This is a genomic window from Colwellia sp. SU-HH01217 (assembly GCF_057543495.1).
The window spans coordinates 25,596-46,791 of sequence record NZ_BAAJLX010000005.1 but is presented as its reverse complement, the minus strand read 5'-3'; the positions used below and the strand labels follow the sequence as shown (position 1 = coordinate 46,791).

At 35.9% G+C, this 21,196-nt stretch carries 24 protein-coding genes; 7 read left to right on the top strand and 17 right to left on the bottom strand.

What is annotated here, in order from left to right; all coding sequences use genetic code 11:
* Positions 1 to 24: 24 nt before the first annotated feature.
* Both bcp and AC27G3_RS08090 read right to left on the bottom strand, forming a co-directional pair.
* Positions 25 to 492, bottom strand: a complete 468-nt coding sequence (bcp, locus tag AC27G3_RS08095; RefSeq protein ID WP_487120491.1) for a thioredoxin-dependent thiol peroxidase — start codon at positions 490 to 492, stop codon at positions 25 to 27.
* A 14-nt stretch (positions 493 to 506) separates the two neighbouring features.
* Entirely contained in the window at positions 507 to 1,034 is a 528-nt protein-coding gene (locus AC27G3_RS08090; protein WP_487120489.1) for a glycine cleavage system transcriptional repressor, read from the bottom strand.
* Between the two features lie 348 nt (positions 1,035 to 1,382).
* On the opposite strand from AC27G3_RS08090, the gene bamC reads away from it, so the two are divergent.
* Entirely contained in the window at positions 1,383 to 2,462 is a 1,080-nt protein-coding gene (gene bamC / locus AC27G3_RS08085) for an NlpB/DapX family lipoprotein (protein ID WP_487120487.1), read from the top strand.
* Between the two features lie 38 nt (positions 2,463 to 2,500).
* On the opposite strand, the gene AC27G3_RS08080 is transcribed toward bamC, so the two are convergent.
* The 7 genes from AC27G3_RS08080 to AC27G3_RS08050 all read right to left on the bottom strand — a co-directional run bounded on the left by AC27G3_RS08080 (position 2,501) and on the right by AC27G3_RS08050 (position 9,201).
* On the bottom strand, positions 2,501 to 2,692 hold the full coding sequence (locus tag AC27G3_RS08080) for a hypothetical protein (protein ID WP_487120485.1): 192 nt from the start codon (positions 2,690 to 2,692) through the stop codon (positions 2,501 to 2,503).
* A 10-nt stretch (positions 2,693 to 2,702) separates the two neighbouring features.
* Positions 2,703 to 3,398, bottom strand: a complete 696-nt coding sequence (locus AC27G3_RS08075) for a M15 family metallopeptidase (RefSeq protein WP_487120483.1) — start codon at positions 3,396 to 3,398, stop codon at positions 2,703 to 2,705.
* A gap of 12 nt (positions 3,399 to 3,410) precedes the next feature.
* Positions 3,411 to 4,577 carry a succinyl-diaminopimelate desuccinylase gene (gene dapE / locus AC27G3_RS08070; protein ID WP_487120481.1) on the bottom strand — a complete coding sequence of 389 codons (1,167 nt, stop codon included), beginning with the start codon at positions 4,575 to 4,577 and terminating at the stop codon, positions 3,411 to 3,413.
* Positions 4,578 to 4,919: an ArsC family reductase gene (locus AC27G3_RS08065; RefSeq protein ID WP_487120479.1), complete on the bottom strand. Its 342-nt coding sequence runs from the start codon at positions 4,917 to 4,919 to the stop codon at positions 4,578 to 4,580. It lies immediately after the preceding gene.
* Between the two features lie 48 nt (positions 4,920 to 4,967).
* Positions 4,968 to 5,354 (bottom strand): ACT domain-containing protein, encoded by a 387-nt coding sequence (locus tag AC27G3_RS08060; protein WP_487120477.1) that lies wholly within the window; start codon positions 5,352 to 5,354, stop codon positions 4,968 to 4,970.
* Positions 5,355 to 5,805: 451 nt separating this feature from the next.
* Positions 5,806 to 7,932, bottom strand: coding sequence for a phosphate acetyltransferase (pta, locus tag AC27G3_RS08055; RefSeq protein WP_487120475.1), 2,127 nt, complete (start codon positions 7,930 to 7,932; stop codon positions 5,806 to 5,808).
* Positions 7,933 to 7,944: 12 nt separating this feature from the next.
* The gene (locus tag AC27G3_RS08050; protein WP_487120473.1) at positions 7,945 to 9,201 is read right to left on the bottom strand and encodes an acetate/propionate family kinase; all 1,257 of its coding nucleotides are present in this window, start codon (positions 9,199 to 9,201) and stop codon (positions 7,945 to 7,947) included.
* Positions 9,202 to 9,397: 196 nt separating this feature from the next.
* Here AC27G3_RS08050 and yfbV point away from each other — a divergent pair, with 196 nt between their 5' ends.
* Entirely contained in the window at positions 9,398 to 9,826 is a 429-nt protein-coding gene (gene yfbV / locus AC27G3_RS08045) for a terminus macrodomain insulation protein YfbV (protein WP_487120471.1), read from the top strand.
* Positions 9,827 to 9,908: 82 nt separating this feature from the next.
* Here the strand turns inward: yfbV and rlmA are convergent, their stop codons facing one another.
* Entirely contained in the window at positions 9,909 to 10,724 is an 816-nt protein-coding gene (gene rlmA, locus AC27G3_RS08040; RefSeq protein ID WP_487120469.1) for a 23S rRNA (guanine(745)-N(1))-methyltransferase, read from the bottom strand.
* Complete coding sequence (gene xthA / locus AC27G3_RS08035; RefSeq protein WP_487120467.1) at positions 10,724 to 11,530, bottom strand: exodeoxyribonuclease III; 807 nt, start codon at positions 11,528 to 11,530, stop codon at positions 10,724 to 10,726. Before xthA ends, rlmA begins: the two co-directional genes overlap by 1 nt.
* A gap of 328 nt (positions 11,531 to 11,858) precedes the next feature.
* Between xthA and AC27G3_RS08030 the strand changes: the two genes are divergently transcribed.
* From AC27G3_RS08030 to AC27G3_RS08020, 3 genes are all read left to right on the top strand, one after another.
* Complete coding sequence (locus tag AC27G3_RS08030) at positions 11,859 to 12,545, top strand: response regulator (protein WP_487120874.1); 687 nt, start codon at positions 11,859 to 11,861, stop codon at positions 12,543 to 12,545.
* Between the two features lie 113 nt (positions 12,546 to 12,658).
* Complete coding sequence (locus AC27G3_RS08025; RefSeq protein WP_487120465.1) at positions 12,659 to 13,957, top strand: ATP-binding protein; 1,299 nt, start codon at positions 12,659 to 12,661, stop codon at positions 13,955 to 13,957.
* Positions 13,958 to 14,092: 135 nt separating this feature from the next.
* Positions 14,093 to 14,611 (top strand): VC2046/SO_2500 family protein, encoded by a 519-nt coding sequence (locus AC27G3_RS08020; protein WP_487120464.1) that lies wholly within the window; start codon positions 14,093 to 14,095, stop codon positions 14,609 to 14,611.
* An 80-nt stretch (positions 14,612 to 14,691) separates the two neighbouring features.
* Here the strand turns inward: AC27G3_RS08020 and AC27G3_RS08015 are convergent, their stop codons facing one another.
* Both AC27G3_RS08015 and AC27G3_RS08010 read right to left on the bottom strand, forming a co-directional pair.
* Positions 14,692 to 15,249 carry a YchJ family protein gene (locus tag AC27G3_RS08015; protein ID WP_487120462.1) on the bottom strand — a complete coding sequence of 186 codons (558 nt, stop codon included), beginning with the start codon at positions 15,247 to 15,249 and terminating at the stop codon, positions 14,692 to 14,694.
* Positions 15,250 to 15,310: 61 nt separating this feature from the next.
* Positions 15,311 to 15,739, bottom strand: coding sequence for a hypothetical protein (locus AC27G3_RS08010; RefSeq protein ID WP_487120461.1), 429 nt, complete (start codon positions 15,737 to 15,739; stop codon positions 15,311 to 15,313).
* 152 nt (positions 15,740 to 15,891) lie between these two features.
* Between AC27G3_RS08010 and AC27G3_RS08005 the strand changes: the two genes are divergently transcribed.
* The gene (locus AC27G3_RS08005) at positions 15,892 to 16,077 is read left to right on the top strand and encodes a hypothetical protein (RefSeq protein ID WP_487120459.1); all 186 of its coding nucleotides are present in this window, start codon (positions 15,892 to 15,894) and stop codon (positions 16,075 to 16,077) included.
* A 103-nt stretch (positions 16,078 to 16,180) separates the two neighbouring features.
* Here AC27G3_RS08005 and AC27G3_RS08000 read toward each other — a convergent pair whose 3' ends face one another.
* The 4 genes from AC27G3_RS08000 to AC27G3_RS07985 are packed head-to-tail and all read right to left on the bottom strand — an operon-like array spanning position 16,181 to position 18,774.
* Positions 16,181 to 16,618 carry a hypothetical protein gene (locus AC27G3_RS08000; RefSeq protein ID WP_487120458.1) on the bottom strand — a complete coding sequence of 146 codons (438 nt, stop codon included), beginning with the start codon at positions 16,616 to 16,618 and terminating at the stop codon, positions 16,181 to 16,183.
* Positions 16,619 to 16,622: 4 nt separating this feature from the next.
* On the bottom strand, positions 16,623 to 17,315 hold the full coding sequence (locus AC27G3_RS07995) for a peptidylprolyl isomerase (protein WP_487120456.1): 693 nt from the start codon (positions 17,313 to 17,315) through the stop codon (positions 16,623 to 16,625).
* Positions 17,316 to 17,361: 46 nt separating this feature from the next.
* On the bottom strand, positions 17,362 to 18,300 hold the full coding sequence (rlmF, locus tag AC27G3_RS07990) for a 23S rRNA (adenine(1618)-N(6))-methyltransferase RlmF (RefSeq protein ID WP_487120454.1): 939 nt from the start codon (positions 18,298 to 18,300) through the stop codon (positions 17,362 to 17,364).
* Complete coding sequence (locus AC27G3_RS07985) at positions 18,301 to 18,774, bottom strand: DUF2947 domain-containing protein (protein WP_487120452.1); 474 nt, start codon at positions 18,772 to 18,774, stop codon at positions 18,301 to 18,303.
* Between the two features lie 293 nt (positions 18,775 to 19,067).
* On the opposite strand from AC27G3_RS07985, the gene AC27G3_RS07980 reads away from it, so the two are divergent.
* Entirely contained in the window at positions 19,068 to 21,107 is a 2,040-nt protein-coding gene (locus AC27G3_RS07980; RefSeq protein ID WP_487120451.1) for a trypsin-like serine protease, read from the top strand.
* Positions 21,108 to 21,196: the final 89 nt, after the last annotated feature.

Here is a 21,196-nt window from a genome sequence, read left to right as displayed (position 1 = left end):
TTTTTTATTATCGGTTGCTTGTATTTAGCCTTGTAAGGTAGCTAAAACAACTTCGTGATGATCTTTGGTTTTAAATTTATTGAAAACATGTGCGATTTTTCCGTCTAAGCCAATTAAAAAGCTTAAACGATGAATGCCATCGTATTCTTTTCCCATAAATTTTTTCAAGCCCCAAACACCAAATGCGTCGGCAACTTTATGATCAACGTCTGATAGTAAAGTAAAATTTAATTCATCACGTTGGCAAAATTTAGCTAAGCGTTTAGGTTCATCAGGACTAATACCAAAAACCACGGTATTAGCAGCTTCAAGTTCTGATTTACTATCACGTAAACCTTGAGCTTGCACCGTACAACCCGGTGTCATAGCTTTAGGGTAAAAATATACTAACACTTGTTTTTTACCGATAAAGTCAGTCAGGGCAATCGAGTGGTTATTTTCATCAAGTAAAGTAAAAAGTGGTGCTTCATCACCTACAGTTAAAGTGTTCATAGTTACTCCTTTTTTTATAATAAATTTGAGTCTGCATTTTTAATGCAACCTTGCACACCTATTTGTTCGCACAACGCTAAAAATTCATTTTCTAACTCATCAATACTGGTATTTTTGGTGAGTGAAAACAATACATTCGCTGTCATGGTATTATTATTTTGGTTAATATCTGATTTCAAAGATGAAATATCAATACTTCGGTTTGCAAAAAAAGCAGTCGTTGCTTTTAGTAACCCCGGTTGGTCAATACCCGCATATTCTGCTTGATAATGATGGGTTAATTCTTGTGATTTATAACCAGAGGTACGCTTCATCATAGTGATGAGCTCTAACTCTACAGCGATAGCAGGAAGTTTAGCTTCAATTTGATTAATGGCTTTGGCATCACCTTTAAGCAACATGATAAATGTAAACTCTAATCCAAAAACAGCCATTCTGCTGTCTGTTATATTACAACCACACTCACTTGCTAATTTAGTTAACTCACTAACACTCCCTGTTCTGTCAGCTCCCATAGCAGTTAATACTAAATATTGTGACATTAAATGTCCTATGTGAATTTTTGACGCGCTATTGTACCTTCTTTGCTCAAAAAAGAAATGCTCAATTAACTATGTTGGTTGTAATTTTAGCGAAAAAGTCAATAAAAGCTCATTGACTTCTTGTGTTTGTAAATACAGGCAAGTACCATGGAGCGCAATAAAATTAGTGGTCCCTCTAATTAATTTTTTACCTATTTAAATGTGTTAAATAGTTACCAATTAAAACTTTTTGGAACTAAGTCACTTTGTGCTTATCAAAGTTGCGAATATTTACGGGTTTATTTTAGCTCATCGCTAATAAATTTAGTAAATAGGTATAGATTTAGATTTCTATTTTCAGGAGTAACGATGAGTCGTTGTATAGCAGTTTTCTCTTTATTAGCTTTAACCGTTTCGGCATGTAGTAGCAATGTTGATAACAAGCGTGCCGTAGGCGATTTTAAATACGCACAAACACCAGAAGCAAAACCATTAGTTATTCCTCAAAATATGGATAAGCCTAAAGAGCACCGTGATTTTCAAGTTTCCAATGATATTAATCACAATGGACCTGTAGGAAAAGCGGTAGATGTAAGAGCGCCTTCTTTAGTATTACCTGTTGCAGCTTCTTCTCGTGTTATTGCTGATTCTGAAGAGTCAATTATTTGGTTTGATCAAGTGTTAGAAACTAAAGGCATGCTTGAGTTTATACAAACCGCTTTAGAAAACGATTTGTCAGCTGCCAATGTTGAGTTAACGCCTGTCGCAGGTGAAACTACAACCTATGAGTCGGGTTGGTTTCATGAAGAAGCAGAAACCGGTTGGCTTTTTAAAAGCATCGAATTGTCAAAAAGCTCACGATTTAAATATACTTTAGTGACTAAACCTCATGGTCGTAGTGTATCACTGCAAGTGTCATTGATTGAGTTCAAAGACAATGTTACCGGCGAGACGAAGATAGATCCTATTGATAAACAACGCCAAGAAATGGCGATGATCAATGAGATTATTGCGCAAGTTGATTATATGTATCGCTTAGAGCAAAGAGAAATTCGTTTAATGAGAGCGAATAAGCAAATGGTCGCTATTGGTGAAAACCCTGAAGAAGAGCCAGCTTATATCGTAGAGATGGAAGCTGACTACCTGTGGACTAATATGCCTGTTTTCTTTGAAAAACACGGTTTTGTTATCAGTGATTTAAATGAATCTGAAAAAATATATTATGTTGATTTTACACGTCCTGATATTGGCATTTGGGACTCTATTTGGGGCGACGAGCCACCTGTAGTTGATATAGCTGATGCTAAATATCAAATAAAGTTAACCAAAATAGCAAACCAAACTGCTGTGACGATTTATGATGCTGATGGAAATGTTGTTCCTGCCGAGACATTAGAGCGAATCTTTCCGGTGATGGAGCCAGGATTGTCATTTAGAGATATTTATTAAAGCCATTTAATAAAAGCTAGTAATTAAAAAAAACTCCGTTAATCGGAGTTTTTTGTTTTTATAGTTGCCATTTTATGATCTTTTTTATGATTTCTCGGGAGAGTTTCTTTTAAATCATTTAGGCCTTTTTTACGTAATGGTGTTTTTGCATTTTTTTGAAAAGTGCTTAAATTACCAATGAATATCGCACAAACAATAACAATAATTGTAATAGTTAACCAGTTATCCATAATGATCTCGTTACCGCTTATTAATGTTGTTAATGAAGTTATGATAAATGCCATCAATATTTTCAATAATAGCACTTTTCCCTGCAACTTCTGATGAATGTAAAACCTTAATTAAAATTTCGACAGTCAATTGCTGCTCAAAATTATCAGCTAATGGTGCATACGACATGTGCCAAGGCTCATGTGCTATACCGCCTCGATAGCGATCATAGGGAAAGTAAAAATCAAAGTTGTGGCAATTTTTCTCTAACCAATGACTTAATAACCCCATAGGGCCGGTTGGTTCATATTCCCAAGGCTCTAATTGTAGCTGAGCATTGTTAGGTAAGAGGTTAGGGGCATAGACATCAATATCTGTTCCCCAGTGATGACGACTCGCACCCGGTAAAGCAGAATAAGTTAAAATAGCATGAATTTTCTCTTGTTCAGTCAAATTATTAATTTCGACAGTTTTGCCTGCAATATTTTTAATAGGAGTCTTAGCAGTGAATTTATTATTCCAAAGCTGTAACTGACGCTCAAAGCTTCTAAAGCCGCTAGCAATTTGCAAATCTATTTGATCTTGTTTTGCTGCTGCTTGCATTTTTTCAAAGGCATGATACATCTTTTGGTGCACTCCCATTTTTGGGGTATACCAATGTATATGGCTGCTGTTCATGCCGACTAGTTGTTTGTGAGTTAGTTGGTTATCAACATTATTAAGCATCGTTTATTAATCCTAGCATAAAACCTTTACAAGGCTTTTGTAGTAAATATCAACGAGTTTAATAAGTTCGTCACAACCAACACATTCATTAATTTGATGAATGGTGCTATTACATGGACCTAGTTCTATAACCTCTGCGCCTGTTGGTGCGATAAATCGACCATCAGAGGTACCGCCGGATGTGGAAATTTCAGGAGCTACTCCCATGGTATCAATAACAGCTTGGCTGACAGCGTTTAAAAACTTCCCTGGCTCTGTGATGAAAGGTTTACCATTAAAAGTCCAAGTTAACTGATAATCGAGTTGGTGTTTGTCGAGTAAGTCAGTCACTTTATTGACGATAATTTCATTGGTTAATTCGGTGCTAAATCGCAAGTTAAACTGCGCTGTTAACTGCCCAGGAACAACATTTGTTGCGCCAGTGCCTGAGTTAATATTAGATAATTGAAAGCTTGTTGGAGGAAAAAATGCGTTTCCATTGTCCCAATGAACTTGGCTAAGCTCACTTAACGCAGGCATTGCTTGATGGATAGGGTTGACAACATGTTCAGGGTAAGCGACATGTCCTTGTTTTCCCTTAACTATTAAATCACCTGAGATAGAGCCTCGACGGCCATTTTTAATTACATCACCAACAGCGTTGCTACTTGAGGGTTCGCCAACAATACAGTAGGTGATTTTTTCATTGCGTGCTTCTAAGGCGTCAATGACTCTTGTGGTGCCATTAATAAAGGGGCCTTCTTCATCACTGGTAATTAAATACGCGATAGATCCTTTATGATCGGGATAATCTTTAACAAACCTCGACGTTGCTACCAACATTGCCGCTAATGAGCCTTTCATATCTGCTGCACCGCGACCGAATAATTTACCATTATGAATCGTTGGGTCAAATGGCGGGGTAAACCATTGAGCTAAATCGCCTGGCGGTACAACATCGGTATGACCAGCAAAACAAAACACGGGTGCTTGATGCCCACGTCTGGACCACAAGTTTGTTGTGTCTTCAAATACCATGCTTTCATGATTAAAGTCTGATTGAGATAAAATTTGTGCGATTAGTTCTTGGCAGCCTTCATCTTTGGGGGTAATAGAAGGGCGAGATATTAATTCGCACGCCAGTTCAATAACATCAAGCTCGGCTGATTTAAGGTATTGCGTGTTATTAAAGTTATTCACTTAAAATAACTCCTGATATTGACTGTCTTTAAACCCTAAATGTAGTTGGTTATTAAGTTGAAGTAATGGTCTTTTAAGCAATGTTGGTTGTTCGAGAGCGGCATTAAACATATTGTCATCGGTTAAGTTGTTTTTAATTTCATCGGGTAACTGACGAAACGTGGTGCTGCGCTTGTTTAAAAGAACAGACCATTCACTTTGCTCGACTAACTCAGTTAATAAATTTGCTGATAGTCCTTGCTTTTTGAAATCATGAAATGTGTATTCTATGTTTTGTTGCTGTAACCATTTCTGAGCTTTTTTTACGGTGTCGCAGTTATTAATACCATAAAGAGTGATCATGTTTTTCCTTACTTTTTATAATTTGTCGTATTTAAATTGAGAATAAAACTATGCAGTTATTACTTGATAGTGATTCAAGCGTAATGCTGAAATTGCGGCTTTAACGGTTTCATTTTTTACTAAGATATAATCAGTATCAAAAGTAGATATAGCAAAAATACTAATTTTTTCTGCAGCTAGCACCGATGATATATTTGACAAAATACCTGTAAGAGAAAAATCTAATGGCCCTACAACTTCAAGAGCAGACCAACCTGACTCAACATCATCGCTTGGCAATTGATAATGACTAGGTAATACAATTGAGATTTCTTCAAACGTTTTAGCAATAAAATAGATAGGTGCCTTGAAAACCTCTGAAGGAATTTGACTGTTAACAGCTAAGCTATGTATAGAGAAGTTTTCTGAAATTAATTTTAAAGTTAACTTAGACATAGACCATACTTTTAAATAGAAATTTATCCTCTTACTATACCTAGAATTAACCATTAACTCTAGAATGACAGCGGAAAGAATTTACTTAATGTTTTCTTTATCTTCTACATGAGTATATTTTTTAAAACGCTATTTATTTAGAAAAGTATTGATTTTAAGTGTTCCTTGTGTTTTTTGTGTGCAAGCTAATGTTTTTGGATGTTATAAGTGTTATTTGTTGGTTATATAACAATGGATGATGATTTATTATATCCACAATAGCTGTGGGTATCGTTGTGGATAAAGTATTGGTAAGCAAGTAACTGTTTGTTTTTAATGAGTATAAATAGCAGTGCGTTTTTTGAGTACTTTATTGTTTCTATAAAACACAATTAAATAATGAGTTTAGCTATATCAAGTCTAACATCGTTAAAATAACGGCTTATATTATAATAAACCGTTGTTTTGATACTTAAAGATGTGACTCTGCTTGAATTGCAGTTAATGCGATTGTATAAATAATATCGTCAACTAATGCTCCTCTAGAGAGATCATTAACGGGTTTCCTCATTCCTTGTAGCATTGGACCAATACTGACTAAATCAGCTGAACGTTGAACCGCTTTATAGGTTGTATTACCGGTATTTAAATCTGGGAAGATAAAAACGGTTGCTTTACCTGCAACAGGGCTATTGGGGGCTTTTTTACGTGCAACGTTTTCCATTATTGCTGCATCGTATTGCAGTGGACCATCAATGATCAAGTCAGGTCGTTTAAGTTTGGCAATTTTGGTTGCTTCAACTACTTTCTCAACATCTGCTCCACGCCCAGAGCTTCCGGTACTGTAACTTATCATCGCTACTTTAGGATCAATACCAAAGCGTTTAGCAGAGTCAGCAGATTGGATCGCGATATCGGCAAGTTGCTCGGCATTAGGCTCAGGGTTTATCGCACAGTCACCATACACTAGCACTTGATCTGGTAGCAGCATAAAAAATATAGAGGAAACTAAAGAGCTGCCTTGTGCCGTTTTAATAAGCTGTAATGCAGGCTTTATGGTATTTGCTGTTGTGTTTACTGCACCAGATACTAAGCCGTCAACTTGCCCTAAAGCTAACATCATTGTTGCTAAAGTAACATTATCTTTTAAGCTTTCAATTGCTATTACATCAGTTAAGCCTTTGTGCTTTCTAAGCTCAACCATAGGATTAACATAATTCTCTCTAATATTTTCAGGGTCTGTAATTAATAAACCTTCGGGCAACTGTATTCCTTGTTGTTCGGCAATTCGAGTAATTTCGTCTTTATTTCCTAGTAATTGGCATCGTGCTATTTGCCTTTCAACGCAAATGGCGGCTGCTTTTATCGTTCTTACATCTGTTCCTTCAGGCAAAATGATCAGTTTATTGGCTTGCTTAGCCAATTCGGTTAATTTATGCCTAAATGCAGGTGGGGAAAGAGGATTTATAACTTTAGAGCTGGTTGCCAATTTATCTAACCAGTCCTCCTTGAGATTGTCTGCAACATGTTGTTTGACTTTATCGTGACGTTGAACATCATCTTGTGGGATTTCTGGATTAAAGTTCATGATGTGTCGAGAAGTTTGCCACGTATCCCAAGGAACAGATAATACAGGTAAACCGGCATCAAGTGCTTGCTGGCATAAATTAAGTACTTGTTGGTCGGGGACAAAGCCATTCGTTAATATTAATGCACCCACTTTTGTGCCGTTTAAGGCGGATAAGCAGGTTGCGATAATGATATCTGTACGATCTCCAGGCGTTACAATTAAGCGACTAGGCACTAAATAGCTAACCAAGTTTCCTACAGTTCGGGCACAAAAAGCGACACTTCTTATTCGTCTGTGTGCCATATCGCCTGCATTAATTATATCAGCATTTAAATAGTGACATATATCAATAACTCGTGGGGCAATAAGATCATGCTCCCAAGGAACCGTACCTAATAAGTGAAAATTTTTATTATTAAATAGGGTAAGAGATTGCCACTGAGTGGCATCGAAGTTTTGTTCTATATCATCGTCTGCTGGCAGTAAGCCATATTTATCTTGGTCGGGCGCATTGAGTTTATTAATGATGCAACCTAACATTCTTTTATTTTTAATTCCGCCATATGTGTCGGCGCTAACCTCTATGCGTTCTACAAAATTTTCAGGGGTGTCATAATCGGGGGCGGCAACGAGAACAATATCTGCGGAAAGGGCTTGGGCAACATCGCGATTAATTCTGCCGGCATAGGGTTGTCGTGTTGTTGGTATTAAACCTTCAATAATTATTACATCTTGCCCTTGATCAAAATGATTAAAGTTCTCCACAATTTTTTCTAAGACAACATCGTGCAAACCTGCACCAATTTGTTTTTCAATATCACTTAAAGGGATGGCGTTATCGTTTTCAGATAAACTAATGCTTGCTACCACACTCTCTTGGTTCGCAATAACATTGCGTGTGGTCTGAGAAATGGGCTTAAAATGAGCGACTTTTATCCCTTTTTGTTGGCAAGCGTGTAGTAAACCCATAGAAACACTAGTGAGCCCAACGCCAAACCCTACGGGAATTAACATTATTCGATGTGACATAATTTGGCCTTATTATTTTTGATTAATTGCATTCGTATCAGGATTAGCTAATAAATGATGAGCTTGCTGGGCAATTACCCACTCTTCATTAGTAGGTATTACCCAGCAAGATCGACTATTTGATTGATGAATAGGGCCTGATTGACCGCCTTTTGTTTTTTGATTGTTTACTTCATCCACTGCAAAGTTAAGTAACGTGAGTTGTTTTAATATTTCTGCTCTAACATAGCTTGAGTTTTCGCCAATACCTCCGGTGAAAATTAAACCATCTAATTGTTGTAAGCTTGCTGAAAATGATGCGATGGTTTTTGCTATTCGGTAGCAAAAAATAGTTAACGCAAGTTTCGCTTGTTTATCGTTATTTTCAATCATAGCTTGTTCTAAACTGCGGCAATCGTTACTAATGCCAGAGACACCTAACAGGCCGCTTTGCTTATTCAATAAGTGATTAACTTCTTCTGTGCTGTAATTGAGTTGGTCTATTAAATAAAATATAACTCCGGGGTCTATATCACCACTGCGAGTGCCCATCATGACCCCTTCAAGTGGAGTAAATCCTAAGCTTGTATCGACACTTTGCCCATTTTTAATAGCTGTAATACTACAGCCATTGCCTAAATGAGCGCTAATAAAAGAGCACGTCTCTAAAGGCTTATTGATTAATTCGGCGGTGGTTTTTGCAACATAGTAATGGCTGGTTCCGTGAAATCCGTATCGTCTAATACCATTATCTTGATAAAATTTATATGGAATGGCATATAAGTAGGCTTTATCTGGCATTGTTTGATGAAATGCAGTATCAAATATTGCGACTTGAGGCAGCGATTTAAAGGCTTGCTGTGCTGCTTTTATGCCGACAACATTAGCAGGGTTATGTAAAGGTGCTAATTGGCTTAATTCTTCAATACGATTAATGACACTTGGGGTAATTAAGGTTGGTTGACTATAGTGTTCACCACCATGTACCACACGATGACCTATTGCTTGAATCTGCTGAATAAGTTGTTGTTGGCTTAAGTAGTTAACTAGCAAGTTTATTGCTTCTTTATGAGCATAAGGAGAAGAAATGCACTGTATTATTTCAGTGTTAGGCTTATTTTGATTATTTGTTAGGGGTGTTATTTTCAGAACTGCACTTTCAGTGTTCAGTCGTTCAGCTATAGCGAAAAGCAGTGAATGTCCTGAATTGGGATTGATTAAAGAAAATTTTACTGATGAGCTACCACAGTTAATAACAAGTACATTTTGTTGATGACAATCGTTTGGCATATTGATATCTGTATAAGTTGTATTGAATAAGTTAATAAACTCAATATAGCGGTATTTAACACAATAAATAATGATCTATTATAATAAAATCTAAAATAGTGTGCTCGAACAGTAAAATAAATGAGTAAATTTATGCTATCTTTACAGTTAAAGACGACGTGTCTTGTTGTTCATTGTTGTGAGTTAAGGCTTATCTATGAGTATGAATGTTTTTCAAGTGATTAAACTTGGTCAAAAATATATGAAGCTTTGGCCTGAAAAAGCTGAGTTAAGTGTATATTTTTCCGAATATAAAGCGATACAAATAAGCCGTTTTGTTTATCGCTATTTTCCAACTGTAGCCTTGTTAAGTGTTATTGGGCAGTTATACTTTGGCTCTATTGCCATTTTGCCGCAAGCGTTAACCTATGGTATTTTTATTTTAAGCATGCCGCTTCAGGCTTTGGTAATGTTAGGGTTAAAAGCGGATAAGTTTTTACCACCTTCTTTATCATCTTGGTACAAAGAAGGTGTTGCTAAAATAAATGAGCAGGGTGGCAGTATTAAATTATCAGTCAGTAAGCCTCGTTATTTAGATTTAGCTAAATTACTTAATATTTCCTATAACAAACTATCACACCAATAAGCATTACAATAAAAAACTAGGGCGTTGCATAATTTTTTTATTTTTATCTTGAACAATATTCAACTCGCACAATCAACAGTCCCTAATTTTTTTGATATAAACGAATTAAAAAATCTGCCTGGCAAGTAAATGACGTTTTATTTTTTAACGTATCTAACAACTCTGGTGTGGTTTTAAAAGCAAAAGGTGTCATTGATAGTAAATTAATAATATCTTCACCTTGAGTAAAGTTCATCTTGTAATTCAGCCTTTGCTCTTTAACTAGTGCTAAATTTTGAATAGGATCTTTTTGGGTGTCATGCTTATTTGCTTGACGATAGATGAGTGACTTTAATTCTAATAAATGATTATCAGCAGGGGTGACTGTCAGTAAATAACCTTGTTTTTTTAATACGCGACTAAACTCTTCTTCTAAAATCGGTGCATACACTGAGTACATCCAATCAATATAATTATCATTAAAGGGAAGTTTAGATAAGGTACCGACACTAAATGAACAGTCTTTATATCGCTTTGCTGCAATTTTTACTGCAGTTTTAGCAATATCAATTCCATAAACTGTATTTTTATCAGTCTTGTGTTGGTGGGTATAAAAACCTTCACCACAACCTGCATCAAGAACGACTGAATTCTCATGGCTTAACGCTTTATATAACCCGGTGATTTCATCAACAAGGGGTTGGTAAAACCCCAGTGTTAAAAAAGCGCGACGGGCATTAACCATTGCTTTGTTGTCGCCAGGATCTTTAGAATGTTTATGTTGAACAGGTAGTAGGTTGACGTAGCCCTCCTTAGCTTGATCAAAACTATGATTGTTTTGACACCTAAAGCTTTTGTCTACCAACACTAATAATTGCTGGCACAGAGGGCATTGATATTGTGTATCTTGTATGTTCATTACTTAAATGTTGACCAAATTGGCGCATGATCAGAAGGCTTCTCTATACCGCGTAATTCATAATCTATGCCTGTTTCAATACAGTTTTGAGCTAAAGAAGGGGTCGCTAGCACCACATCAATTCTCAAACCACGGTTATCTAAAAAGCCTTTTGAGCGATAATCAAACCATGAGAACTTATCATCAACGTCAGGGAATTCTGCTCTGAAAGTATCAGTAAATCCCCAATCCATTAACGTTTTTAACCATTGGCGCTCTTCTGGTTGAAAGCTGCATTTACCTGTTTTTAACCAACGCTTTTTATTTGGCTCGCCAATGCCAATATCTAAATCGATAGGAGAAATGTTAATATCGCCCATAACCACCACATTATCTTCTGGGCTGTGGTTTTCATTAAGGTATTGCATTAAATCAAGATAAAATTGACGCTTATAAGGGTATTTAGTTTCGTGGTGAATACTTTCACCTTGAGGAAAATAACCATTGAGTACAGTTATTTTCTCACCTTTTTCGTTAAGCGTGCTGACCATTATCATTCTTTTTTGAGCATCTTCGTCATCACTTGGGAAACCCATTTGTACATGTTCAGGTTTCTTCTTACATAACATGGCCACACCGTAATGTGCTTTTTGTCCATGAAAATAAACGTGGTAACCCATGGCTTCAACATCGGCAACAGGGAATGCATCGTTATGTACTTTAATTTCTTGCAATCCAATGATATCAGGTTGATGTTTATCGATAATCGCTTGTAATTGATGAAGGCGAGCGCGTAAACCGTTTATGTTAAAAGAGATGATTTTCATGGAGAGTCTTTACTATTAAAAAAATTTGGCTAAATGCTAGCAGAAAATTCATATAGAGTAGAGTTAAAAATAGTTTCAAAGGCAGTAATAAGTCTACTATTTAAATGTGCTTACAGTGATTTGTTACATAATGTAAAAGTTGAACAGCATCTTGTACATCATATTGTTAATGTCCTGTAACTTGTTTAATCTAGCTTAAAGTATATAAACATTGTTATTTCAGTTAATTAAACCGTTTAAGTATGTTATTAAATATAAGCGCCTCTGGCCTTTGCATATTTAACATAGGGAGTATCATTATGTCGGATTCTAATTCGTCAGTAAAAAAATATTATTAGTAGAAGACGATCGTCAGCTGTCTGACTTAGTCACTGAATTCTTAACAGGAGAAGGCTTCCACGTAAAGCAAGAGTTTAGAGGTGACACTGTTGCTAAACGCGTAGAGTTGTTTACTCCCGATCTTATTATTTTAGATATAATGTTGCCAGGTAAAGACGGTTTTACCGTATGTAAAGAATTACGCCCAGCTTATTCTGGACCCGTTTTAATGTTAACAGCCAAAGCTACTGACTTTGATCAGGTATTGGGGTTAGAAATTGGTGCCGATGATTATGTCATTAAACCAGTAGAGCCGAGGGTATTATCTGCAAGAATCAATGCCTTATTACGTCGAGGAAATTTACCTGTAGGTGGTAAAGAAGTTGCTGAAGTTAATTGTGGTCAATTACATATTAATAGAGCCTCAAGACAAGTAGTATTAAATGGTGAAATAATTGACCTTACCAGTCAAGAATTTGATTTACTTTGGTTGCTATCTAGCCGTGCGGGTGAGGTTCAGAACCGTGATTACATCTATAAGGCGGTAGTTGGTCGTGAATATGACGGTTTAGACAGAAGTGTTGATGTTAGAATTTCAAGATTACGTAAAAAATTGCATGACTCTAACGAAACCCCTTTTAGAATAAAAACCATTTGGGGACAAGGTTATTTATTTGTTCCTGATGCATGGAGTTAATCAATAAAGGTTAAAAGACGAAATATATTGATAGATATACTTCGTCTTTTTTAGTTTCATCGGTAAATAAATCTAACTATCGTTAATTTTCTCTCATTTCAGGTACATGTTATATGAAGCTTCATCGCTCATTTTTTAGTCTTTATTTCATTGTTATAACAACTTTTATAATCTTTTCATGGTTATTAGATGAAGCGTGGAGCTCTTATTTAGAACAAGATATAGAGTCTTATACTGGTTATAAAACAATGCTACTTGCTGTAGGTGATTATGTTGAAAAACACCCTAAAGAGGAATGGGAAGAGATAATTAAAGAAGCGAGTGAGCGTTACCAACTCACTTTAAGTTTAGTGCCTTTAAAAGAGTTTGAAGCGATAGAGCACTTTGATCATCAATACATAAAGAAGGACAGAACTCACGTTTGCTACCATAATGATGAAGTTACAATCCATCACGAATTAAATGACAGTGACATGATGATCAATTTAGGACCTGCACAAATGCCTACCAGGCCGAGAGTTGAAGCACTGATACGAGTATTAATATTAGCTGTTTTTGGAGTGTTAATTTTTATATGGCTATGGCCGGTATCAAGAGATTTAGACGAACTGCAAAAAACAGCGGCTAACTTTGGTCAAGGTGATTTTACCAGCAGAGCGCCAAGTGCTAAATCGACAATGATGAGTTCTATGATGAAGTCATTTAATATGATGGCGGGTAGTATTAAGCGTTTAATTGAAGCACATAAAGAGCTTTCTAGCGCTGTTTCACATGAATTAAGAACCCCATTAGCGCGCTCTAAATTTGCATTGCAAATGTTAGCATCTACTAATGATCAAGATAAAAAAACAAAATATATCGATCAAATTACAGGAGATATTGTTGAGCTAGAAGAACTCATTAATGAAATGTTAGTTTATGCGGCATTTGATAGTGATAAGCCGGATTTAAATATTTCCACGTCTCAAATTTCTTATTTAGTCGAGCACCATATTGCTAGTCATAATCAATTTAACGGTGAAATAGAGTTTGTTAATAATACTAATCATTTAGTCGTTGATTATGACGAACACTTTATTGGACGTGCCTTAAATAACTTTATCACTAATGCGATAAAATATGGCGGAGGTAAAGTGCGTATCACTTTATCTGAAAACGTGATTTCAAAAAGCAATCGCGAATGTGTTATTTGTATTGAAGATAATGGAGAGGGCGTTTCTGATGATTTTAAACAAGTGATCTTTGATGCTTTTTCACGTGGGGATCAAAGTCGAAATCGTGAAACTGGCGGTTTTGGTTTAGGTTTAGCGATCGTTGCTAGGATCATGGAATGGCACCATGGCAGTGCTACAGTGGGTGACAGTGAGCTAGGCGGAGCGGCATTTACTTTAACTTGGCCCGTTGTTTATTAAAAACACCAATTATTCTTTTAATGTTAAAAGGAGTAAGGCAGTTAAGTTAGTTTATTAATTTAATTTTTAAATATGCTCATTATTTTATTTTATCTGCCGATAGCATGTATAGGTAATGTAAATGAGCATCTATAAGTGCAAGTAGCAGTAGAAAATAACATTCTGATCAACGAATTGCAGCTCGGTGTAAAGCTTGGTGAATGCATTCAAAGTAAACGGAGATCAGACTTTTCATTAATGTTAGCAATGTTATGTGATGATGTTAGAGAGCATAGTCAATTTTCATTGCCAATTGCACAGGCGCCATGCGAGCAAGATATAGAAATCCAATTAAGAAAAGACTTACAGCTCCCCCAAAAAGCGCCTTTAAGCATTAAAAATATTGAAGAACTCTCCCAGTTTAATCAAGCTCAAAATGTTGTTGATGGTCAACTTGCCAGCATTCGTCTTGAAAATGCGTTAAATCCTAAGCCTATATCTTTCTACGATGATAAAAAGCATATTGCTACCGACATCATGAATAACACGACCTTATATTGTCAAAAAAAGCATAGCACTAATGTAACGGATCTTGCGCAACGATTAACGTATAATGTTAAAGGATGGTTAGACGGTATTGAATCTTCTATTGTAAAAGCACCTTTGATTAACTAAGTGTTGTTAACTCACTTATTCGTGCCTTTTAGTTGTTGATTGTTAAATTTAAATCATCGGAGCCATTTCTTAACAATATTTTAGTGTTTTGCACAACAATGTTTAAACTTCTTTTTCACGGTTTTGTTTTGATTAATACTACAAGGGCAGGGAGCGTTTCTTTTTATTGTGCTAATCTCGTTATGAGCAACAATATTACCATCAAGGTATACCCATCTCATTTGGTTATTTAGCTTACTATTGTTAGAACTACTAGCCGTATGAAGTGTATTTTCAAGGGTAAAGCGTGACTTTTCTCTTAACAGGTACATTTTATTGCCAATTAAATAAAACGCTTCAAACTCAACCGTTGGTAAAGATGAGTCTTTAGAAAGGCTCGAATCGTTAATTGATGAACTATTGATAATATTCAATTTGATCCATTGGCATGAGTTGGCCCAATGCTTAATTTCTTCCACAGATTGACTTTGTTGTGTCGCATTTGCATAGGTATCAAAAAGGTATTGTGCATTTTTCGTTGCATAAGCACTATAACGAGAGCGCATTAACTGCTCGGGAGATATTGCTTGTTTTTTTCCTTCAATAATTGCTGAGCAACAAACTGCAAATTTTTTACCTGTTCCACACGGACATAACATATACAAACACTACTAAGAAGATGTTGTTAAAAATAGTAAGTTTATCATACCTTGAAATTTTTTAGTGGATGGTAAATCTGCTTTTTAACATAATGCACTGTGTTTGACCTTGTTGAGCACTATAAGTTAATTGCGATATTTCACTTTCTTTTAATGTGGTATTAGAAAGAATAACAGCAGAACAATTTCCTGTTGATAACACATTATTGATAGTCGCTAAATCAAAAGCTTGCTGACTAATATTAACTCTTAATATTTTAGATGCGTCAATCCCATGAATACTCGCTAGTTTTTCTAATGAATGATCTTCAGGGTTTATGACCAAGATCCATTTTTTTTCGTGCTTATGTTGCTGACAAAGCTTTCTATAAAGTTGAGAAAGTTGTTGGTCATTATCAGCATTTTGAATATTAAGCCAAGTGCGTGGTTTATTATTAGTAAAGTTGCATGGTGTTAACTCATTAATATTTAAGCTTTTTGTTACTATCATTTTTTAATCCTTAACCTTAAATTATTATGCTGTATGGATGTACAGTATATGGTTTTTTATGGACATGCAACTATTTTTAGCTCAAATATTGGCTAATCGATGAAAAGGGAGTATATTCAATGCGCGTTAAAAATTATAAAAAGAGAAATAGCATGGATAAGCTTTCTAAACGTAATACCAACAGAAATTACCGACAAAGGTTATTATCTAACCTAGAGGATTCGTTGCCGACAAAAGATCATAGTAACGAATCGCTAGTTCGGTTAAGTCGAGTGCTTAGAGATATAAATGACGAAGTGCATTTAATGAAAAACATGATGAAAGACAATAATAAATAATCGCCTTTGATTAAATATTAAATACTTTTGATACGCTTAAGATGGATTAAAAGCGTTAAGATAACTCACGCCATTGTCCTTATGTTACAGGATAATGGCATCGTTAAAGGTAATCCGCGGTAAACCTTTCTTTAATAGAGGCCCACCAACCTTTATTCTGTGGCGTACTAACCGTGTAACTATTTTGTAAAACTACTAAGCGTACCGAATAAGTACCTCCGTGACCCCAAGGCCACCAAAGTGCCATTATGGCAGGACATTCTCCAATACTTGGTTTGCTAAATAATAACTGCTCCTTTGTTAATTTAGCTAGGTTCTCGAGCGGAAGCTTTAACTCCTTAGGTGCTTGCTTAATGGTTTTTTTGTTCCATTCGTGCGGAAAAAATTGTTGAAGCTTAGGTAAACATAACTCTTTTTTATCCCGAGAAAACTCAGTTAATAATGCTTGATGTTTCTCATCCCATCGCCAAATAAATGGTTCTCCAAACGCTTGAATAACTTCTTCAAATATTTCAAGCAAGTTTTGTTGATTAATTTCCAATTGACTAACCTTTGATTTCTTCAGGTGCTTGTTTTACTGCTACTTTATCTTCTACTCTGATACTTGCTTTAATTATTTTTATTTCTTGTGTTGTTTGACCACTGCGTTGACCTAATTTTTCAATGGCAGGTAATGTGTCATCTAAACCAGTGATGACTTGGCCGAAAACCGTATGACGATTATTTAAAAATGGCGTTGCTTTAAACGTAATGAAAAATTGACTGCCATCGGTATTAGGTCCCGAATTCGCCATACTCAAAACTCCTGCTTGGCTATGGCCTGTTTTACCGTCAAATTCACCTGCATATTTATAACCTGGGTTACCTGTACCATTGCCAACAGGATCGCCACCTTGTGCCATAAAACCAGGTATAACACGATGAAAAATTAAATCGTTGTAAAAACCTAAGCGTGTTAAGTAAATTGTGCTACTTACGTGCATTGGTGCTGATTGATAAAATAGTTCAATACTTATATTACCTTCAGTGGTGTTAAGATCCCAATAGTAGCTTTTATCTTCACTAAAGCTGAATAATTCTGGTTGTGGTAATTGTGTTTTCCATTGTGGCTTAGTTACATCAATATTTTGTGAGTCAATAAAGTTATCTGCTTGTTTTATTGCTTTATCTGGTCCAAAACAACCTGATAAAGTCAAGCAGACTAAAGAAATTAGGATAATGGGTAGTAGTTTGTACATAATATTTCCTGCTATTTTTTAGTGTTTTTTTAGTATTATAATGTGTTTAAGAGGCAAAAAAAGACCAAGCGATAAAACGACTGTTTTTATTACCTTGTGCCATTTTAATTAACTCGATGTTACTTGCTTGAGCTTTTTTAAGGGCTAGTTTTATTGCGCCAACGTTATCTTTTTTAGAAACCAATGTAGTAAACCATAAAACCTGTTTTTTATAACTCATACTTTCTTTTATCATTTTTTTAATAAAAGCGAGTTCACCCCCTTTACACCATAGTTCCGCCTTTTGGCCCCCAAAATTTAGTGCTTTATGTTTTGCTGCCGATGAATTATTTAAATTTTTCCATTTACGCTGGCTACCTTGTTGCGCCTCAGCTAATGATTTATGAAAAGGAGGGTTACATAGCGTTAAATGATAAAATTCATCTTTTTGAATAATATCCTTAAATATGCTTTCTACATTTGGTTGTAAGCGGCAAGTAATAGCTTGAGATAAACCTTTATTCTTTTTAATGATATCGGACGCTGCTTGTACTGAGGTAGGGTCGATATCAGAAGCAACAAAACGCCAATTATATTCGCGTTGGCCTAAAACAGGATAAATACAACTTGCGCCAGTCCCTATATCGACTACTGATATTGGAGAGTCCATCAAATCGAGTTGATGTAAATGTTGTTTGACCTTGTTGTTATCAAGACTGTGTTTTAATAAATCAGCCAAATAATGAATATAATCGACACGTCCAGGAATTGGAGGGCATAAGTAACCTTTGGGGATTTGCCAATATTTTATTTGGTAGTCTTTCGCTAATATTGCCGCATTTAATGCGAGTACAGCATCGCTATTACTAAAATCAATCGTAGGCTGGTTATTAAACTTATTCCTACGTATAAATTTTTGTAGTGCAGGATATGTTTGACACAGTAAGGTAAAATCATACCCGTTTTTATGACGGTTATTATGATGTAAATTGACGACTTTGGTCATTTATTTTTTCAAGCCTAACTTAAATAAACCATTGGCATTAAATTGTACAGTTTCTTTACGTTTTTTCCCGATAAGAATAGGGCCATCATCAATAAATAAGAAATTTTTCCAACAACGTTGAAATACTAACCAAGTGGTTTCAATTACATTGTTTCGGCTACTGCAAAAATACACAACGGTGTTGTTATCCCACTGTAAATGTTCAGTAATTAAAGTAGGTAATAGACTCTCATCACTATCCCAAATTGATTCCCACTTGCCCTGATCTGTCCATGAACTTTTATCAAATGGCCAATCACCTTTTTTGAAAAAATCAGGGTGATCAACTTGTCTGCTAATAAAGGTATCCCAAACAACATTTGCTCGTGACTGACTCATCGGCTTTATTTTGTTAAGATCTGAGGCCTCAATAGGAAGACTTTTATGTTTAAAAATCCAAGCATTTTTTAATTGCTCTAGCGGAATGTAGCTCATAGTTAAATTCTTGTTGGTAATTTTAAGCTCGGTGATTATACGCACAGTTATACGGTTAGCATAATAATATGCCAATATTTATAACGTTACTTTTTCTTTTTGTGTATAGAATGTAATGATTTCTTTTAGTCTTTCTTTTTTTGAGCAAAAGTTTACTATTTATTAAAGAGTTTATCTTGCAGTTGTTTAATAAAATAGGATAAATTAGCGCGCAATGTTAACAGATGGTTAACAAAATAATGATATTTCTGTTTGAGTGATTAACAATAGAGCAGAAATTAAGAGGATTACACATGAATTACCTTTTAAGATCAGCACTTCCTGCTGCTTTGCTACTATCTGCATTTTCCGCAAATAGTTTAGCCAATACAGATACCATTAAGATACAGCCTAAAATTGTTGGTGGTGAAGTAGCACAACAAGGCGATTGGCCTTGGATGTCTGCTTTAGTATATACCTTTGAAGATGTTGCTACTGATTTAACCGTAGATAATATAACTTACCAAACTAACTCTTTTACTTTTAGTCCAATAGGGACAGCGTCTGGCGAATTAGTTTCTTGCGGCATTGGTGATGCAGTTTGTAGTGACGCAACTAATAAAGTTTGTCTAATTGAGCGCGGAGAGGTTAACTTTTCTGAAAAAGTTAACAACTGTGAAGCTGGTGGCGGCATTGGCGCTATTATTTATAATAATGATATAGGAGAAATTAGCGGCACACTCGGAGAAGACTTTACAGGTACTATTCCTGTCGTTGCAGTTAATCAAGTTGACGGTGTTTTACTTAAAGATAAGTTAGGTTCAATAGCTAAGATTAATATTGTTAACGACAAAATATCGCAATCGTCAAGTTGTGGCTCATCATTTTTAGGCGACCGCTGGGTACTAACGGCATCGCATTGTGTTGAAGATGTAAAAGCTTCGCAAATTAAAATCAATGTTGGTGAATATGATTTAAGTAATGGTGCAGAAAATGCCATTGCAGTTAAACGTATTTATATGCATTCTGATTATGAAAAAGTAACGATTGATAACGATGTGGCTTTATTAGAGCTGGTTGAAAGCGTTGATAATGAAGCTATCCGATTGGTAGCTTCTGATGAGACAGAGCAATTTGCTATTGATAACCGTACCGTTACTGTTATGGGGTGGGGTGGACGCACAGGTTATGCACCGGGTGCAGGGCCAACATCTAATTTCCCTGATGTATTACACCAAGTTGATTTACAACTAATGACTAACGCCCAATGCGAGAGAATTCTAGGTGGTGGTTATGATATTACTGGTGCAATGATATGTGCTAATTATGACGGAGGCGGAAAGGGTTCTTGTCAAGGTGACAGTGGTGGACCGTTAGTGATAAATACCAATGAAGGTTGGCAACAAATAGGGGTTGTAAGCTGGGGAATAGGCTGTGCTGCTGATGGATATCCTGGTGTTTATGCACGAACAGCAACTTTTATAGATTGGATAAATGAGATCAGGTCTGGCATTGCTATTGAGCAATTACAGGATTTTGGTATTTCACCTCAAGGAGTTGCACAAACCGCTGAATTAGAAATTGTTAATAATAGCGCATTGGCTGCGAATTTAACTTATCGGGTAGACGGGGATGATAAATTTACCCTTGTCAGTGATGATTGCCTACAAATTAGCGCAGGCGAGTCATGCAAACTGACGGTAAATTATAGTGCCAGTGAAGTCGGTGCTGACATTGCGACCATTGTAATTGAAAGTGATAATGATCAAATAGCGACAGGTAATTCGAAAGTTAAAGCGACGACAATTGCTCCAGCAACCAATTTGTCTGCGCATTTAGGCACTGATGATACAGTAATGCAGTGGTATTCAGGTGGCGATAATGCTTGGTTAACTCCTGCAGGTGTTACTGAGATTCAAAGCGGAAAAATAGATCATAATCAAGAAAGCATTGCTATGGTCACCTTTGAAGGTGAAGGTGAATTAAGCTTTGAATGGGCGGTGTCATCAGAAGAAAATGTTGATGATCCTGAAGATCCTTATGATGCTCTGTATGTATATGTTAATAATGTATTGCATAACTACATTTCTGGTGAAGTTGCATTTACTCAAGAAGTTATTGAATTAGAAGCTGGTAGTCACAAAGTGACTTGGATTTATAAAAAAGATCCTGCGGCTTCAGAATTTGATGATAATGCTTCATTAAAGAATGTTGTATTTAACTCAACGGTTGTTGTCACCCCAACACCACCAGAAGTTACTCCACCTAAAAATCCCAATGCTCGTTCTAATGGTGGCAGCATGGCATGGTTGTCATTATTTTTACTCTTGTTAGTGAATATTCGTAAAAAGTAAACGTTTCGCTTTTAAATAATACGCGAATAAAAAAACCGATAAGGGTAGTTACTACCTTTGTCGGTTTTTTACTGTTAGTGAGACTTTAA

What these genes read in the sequence shown, in the direction of transcription:
- bcp (WP_487120491.1), bottom strand. Translation starts at nt 492, where the DNA reads ATGAACACTTTAACTGTAGGTGATGAAGCACCACTTTTTACTTTACTT.
- AC27G3_RS08090 (WP_487120489.1), bottom strand. Translation starts at nt 1,034, where the DNA reads ATGTCACAATATTTAGTATTAACTGCTATGGGAGCTGACAGAACAGGG.
- bamC (WP_487120487.1), top strand. Translation starts at nt 1,383, where the DNA reads ATGAGTCGTTGTATAGCAGTTTTCTCTTTATTAGCTTTAACCGTTTCG.
- AC27G3_RS08080 (WP_487120485.1), bottom strand. Translation starts at nt 2,692, where the DNA reads ATGGATAACTGGTTAACTATTACAATTATTGTTATTGTTTGTGCGATA.
- AC27G3_RS08075 (WP_487120483.1), bottom strand. Translation starts at nt 3,398, where the DNA reads ATGCTTAATAATGTTGATAACCAACTAACTCACAAACAACTAGTCGGC.
- AC27G3_RS08065 (WP_487120479.1), bottom strand. Translation starts at nt 4,919, where the DNA reads ATGATCACTCTTTATGGTATTAATAACTGCGACACCGTAAAAAAAGCT.
- AC27G3_RS08060 (WP_487120477.1), bottom strand. Translation starts at nt 5,354, where the DNA reads ATGTCTAAGTTAACTTTAAAATTAATTTCAGAAAACTTCTCTATACAT.
- pta (WP_487120475.1), bottom strand. Translation starts at nt 7,932, where the DNA reads ATGTCACATCGAATAATGTTAATTCCCGTAGGGTTTGGCGTTGGGCTC.
- AC27G3_RS08050 (WP_487120473.1), bottom strand. Translation starts at nt 9,201, where the DNA reads ATGCCAAACGATTGTCATCAACAAAATGTACTTGTTATTAACTGTGGT.
- yfbV (WP_487120471.1), top strand. Translation starts at nt 9,398, where the DNA reads ATGAGTATGAATGTTTTTCAAGTGATTAAACTTGGTCAAAAATATATG.
- rlmA (WP_487120469.1), bottom strand. Translation starts at nt 10,724, where the DNA reads ATGAACATACAAGATACACAATATCAATGCCCTCTGTGCCAGCAATTA.
- xthA (WP_487120467.1), bottom strand. Translation starts at nt 11,530, where the DNA reads ATGAAAATCATCTCTTTTAACATAAACGGTTTACGCGCTCGCCTTCAT.
- AC27G3_RS08025 (WP_487120465.1), top strand. Translation starts at nt 12,659, where the DNA reads ATGAAGCTTCATCGCTCATTTTTTAGTCTTTATTTCATTGTTATAACA.
- AC27G3_RS08015 (WP_487120462.1), bottom strand. Translation starts at nt 15,249, where the DNA reads ATGTTATGTCCGTGTGGAACAGGTAAAAAATTTGCAGTTTGTTGCTCA.
- AC27G3_RS08010 (WP_487120461.1), bottom strand. Translation starts at nt 15,739, where the DNA reads ATGATAGTAACAAAAAGCTTAAATATTAATGAGTTAACACCATGCAAC.
- AC27G3_RS08005 (WP_487120459.1), top strand. Translation starts at nt 15,892, where the DNA reads ATGGATAAGCTTTCTAAACGTAATACCAACAGAAATTACCGACAAAGG.
- AC27G3_RS07995 (WP_487120456.1), bottom strand. Translation starts at nt 17,315, where the DNA reads ATGTACAAACTACTACCCATTATCCTAATTTCTTTAGTCTGCTTGACT.
- rlmF (WP_487120454.1), bottom strand. Translation starts at nt 18,300, where the DNA reads ATGACCAAAGTCGTCAATTTACATCATAATAACCGTCATAAAAACGGG.
- AC27G3_RS07985 (WP_487120452.1), bottom strand. Translation starts at nt 18,774, where the DNA reads ATGAGCTACATTCCGCTAGAGCAATTAAAAAATGCTTGGATTTTTAAA.
- AC27G3_RS07980 (WP_487120451.1), top strand. Translation starts at nt 19,068, where the DNA reads ATGAATTACCTTTTAAGATCAGCACTTCCTGCTGCTTTGCTACTATCT.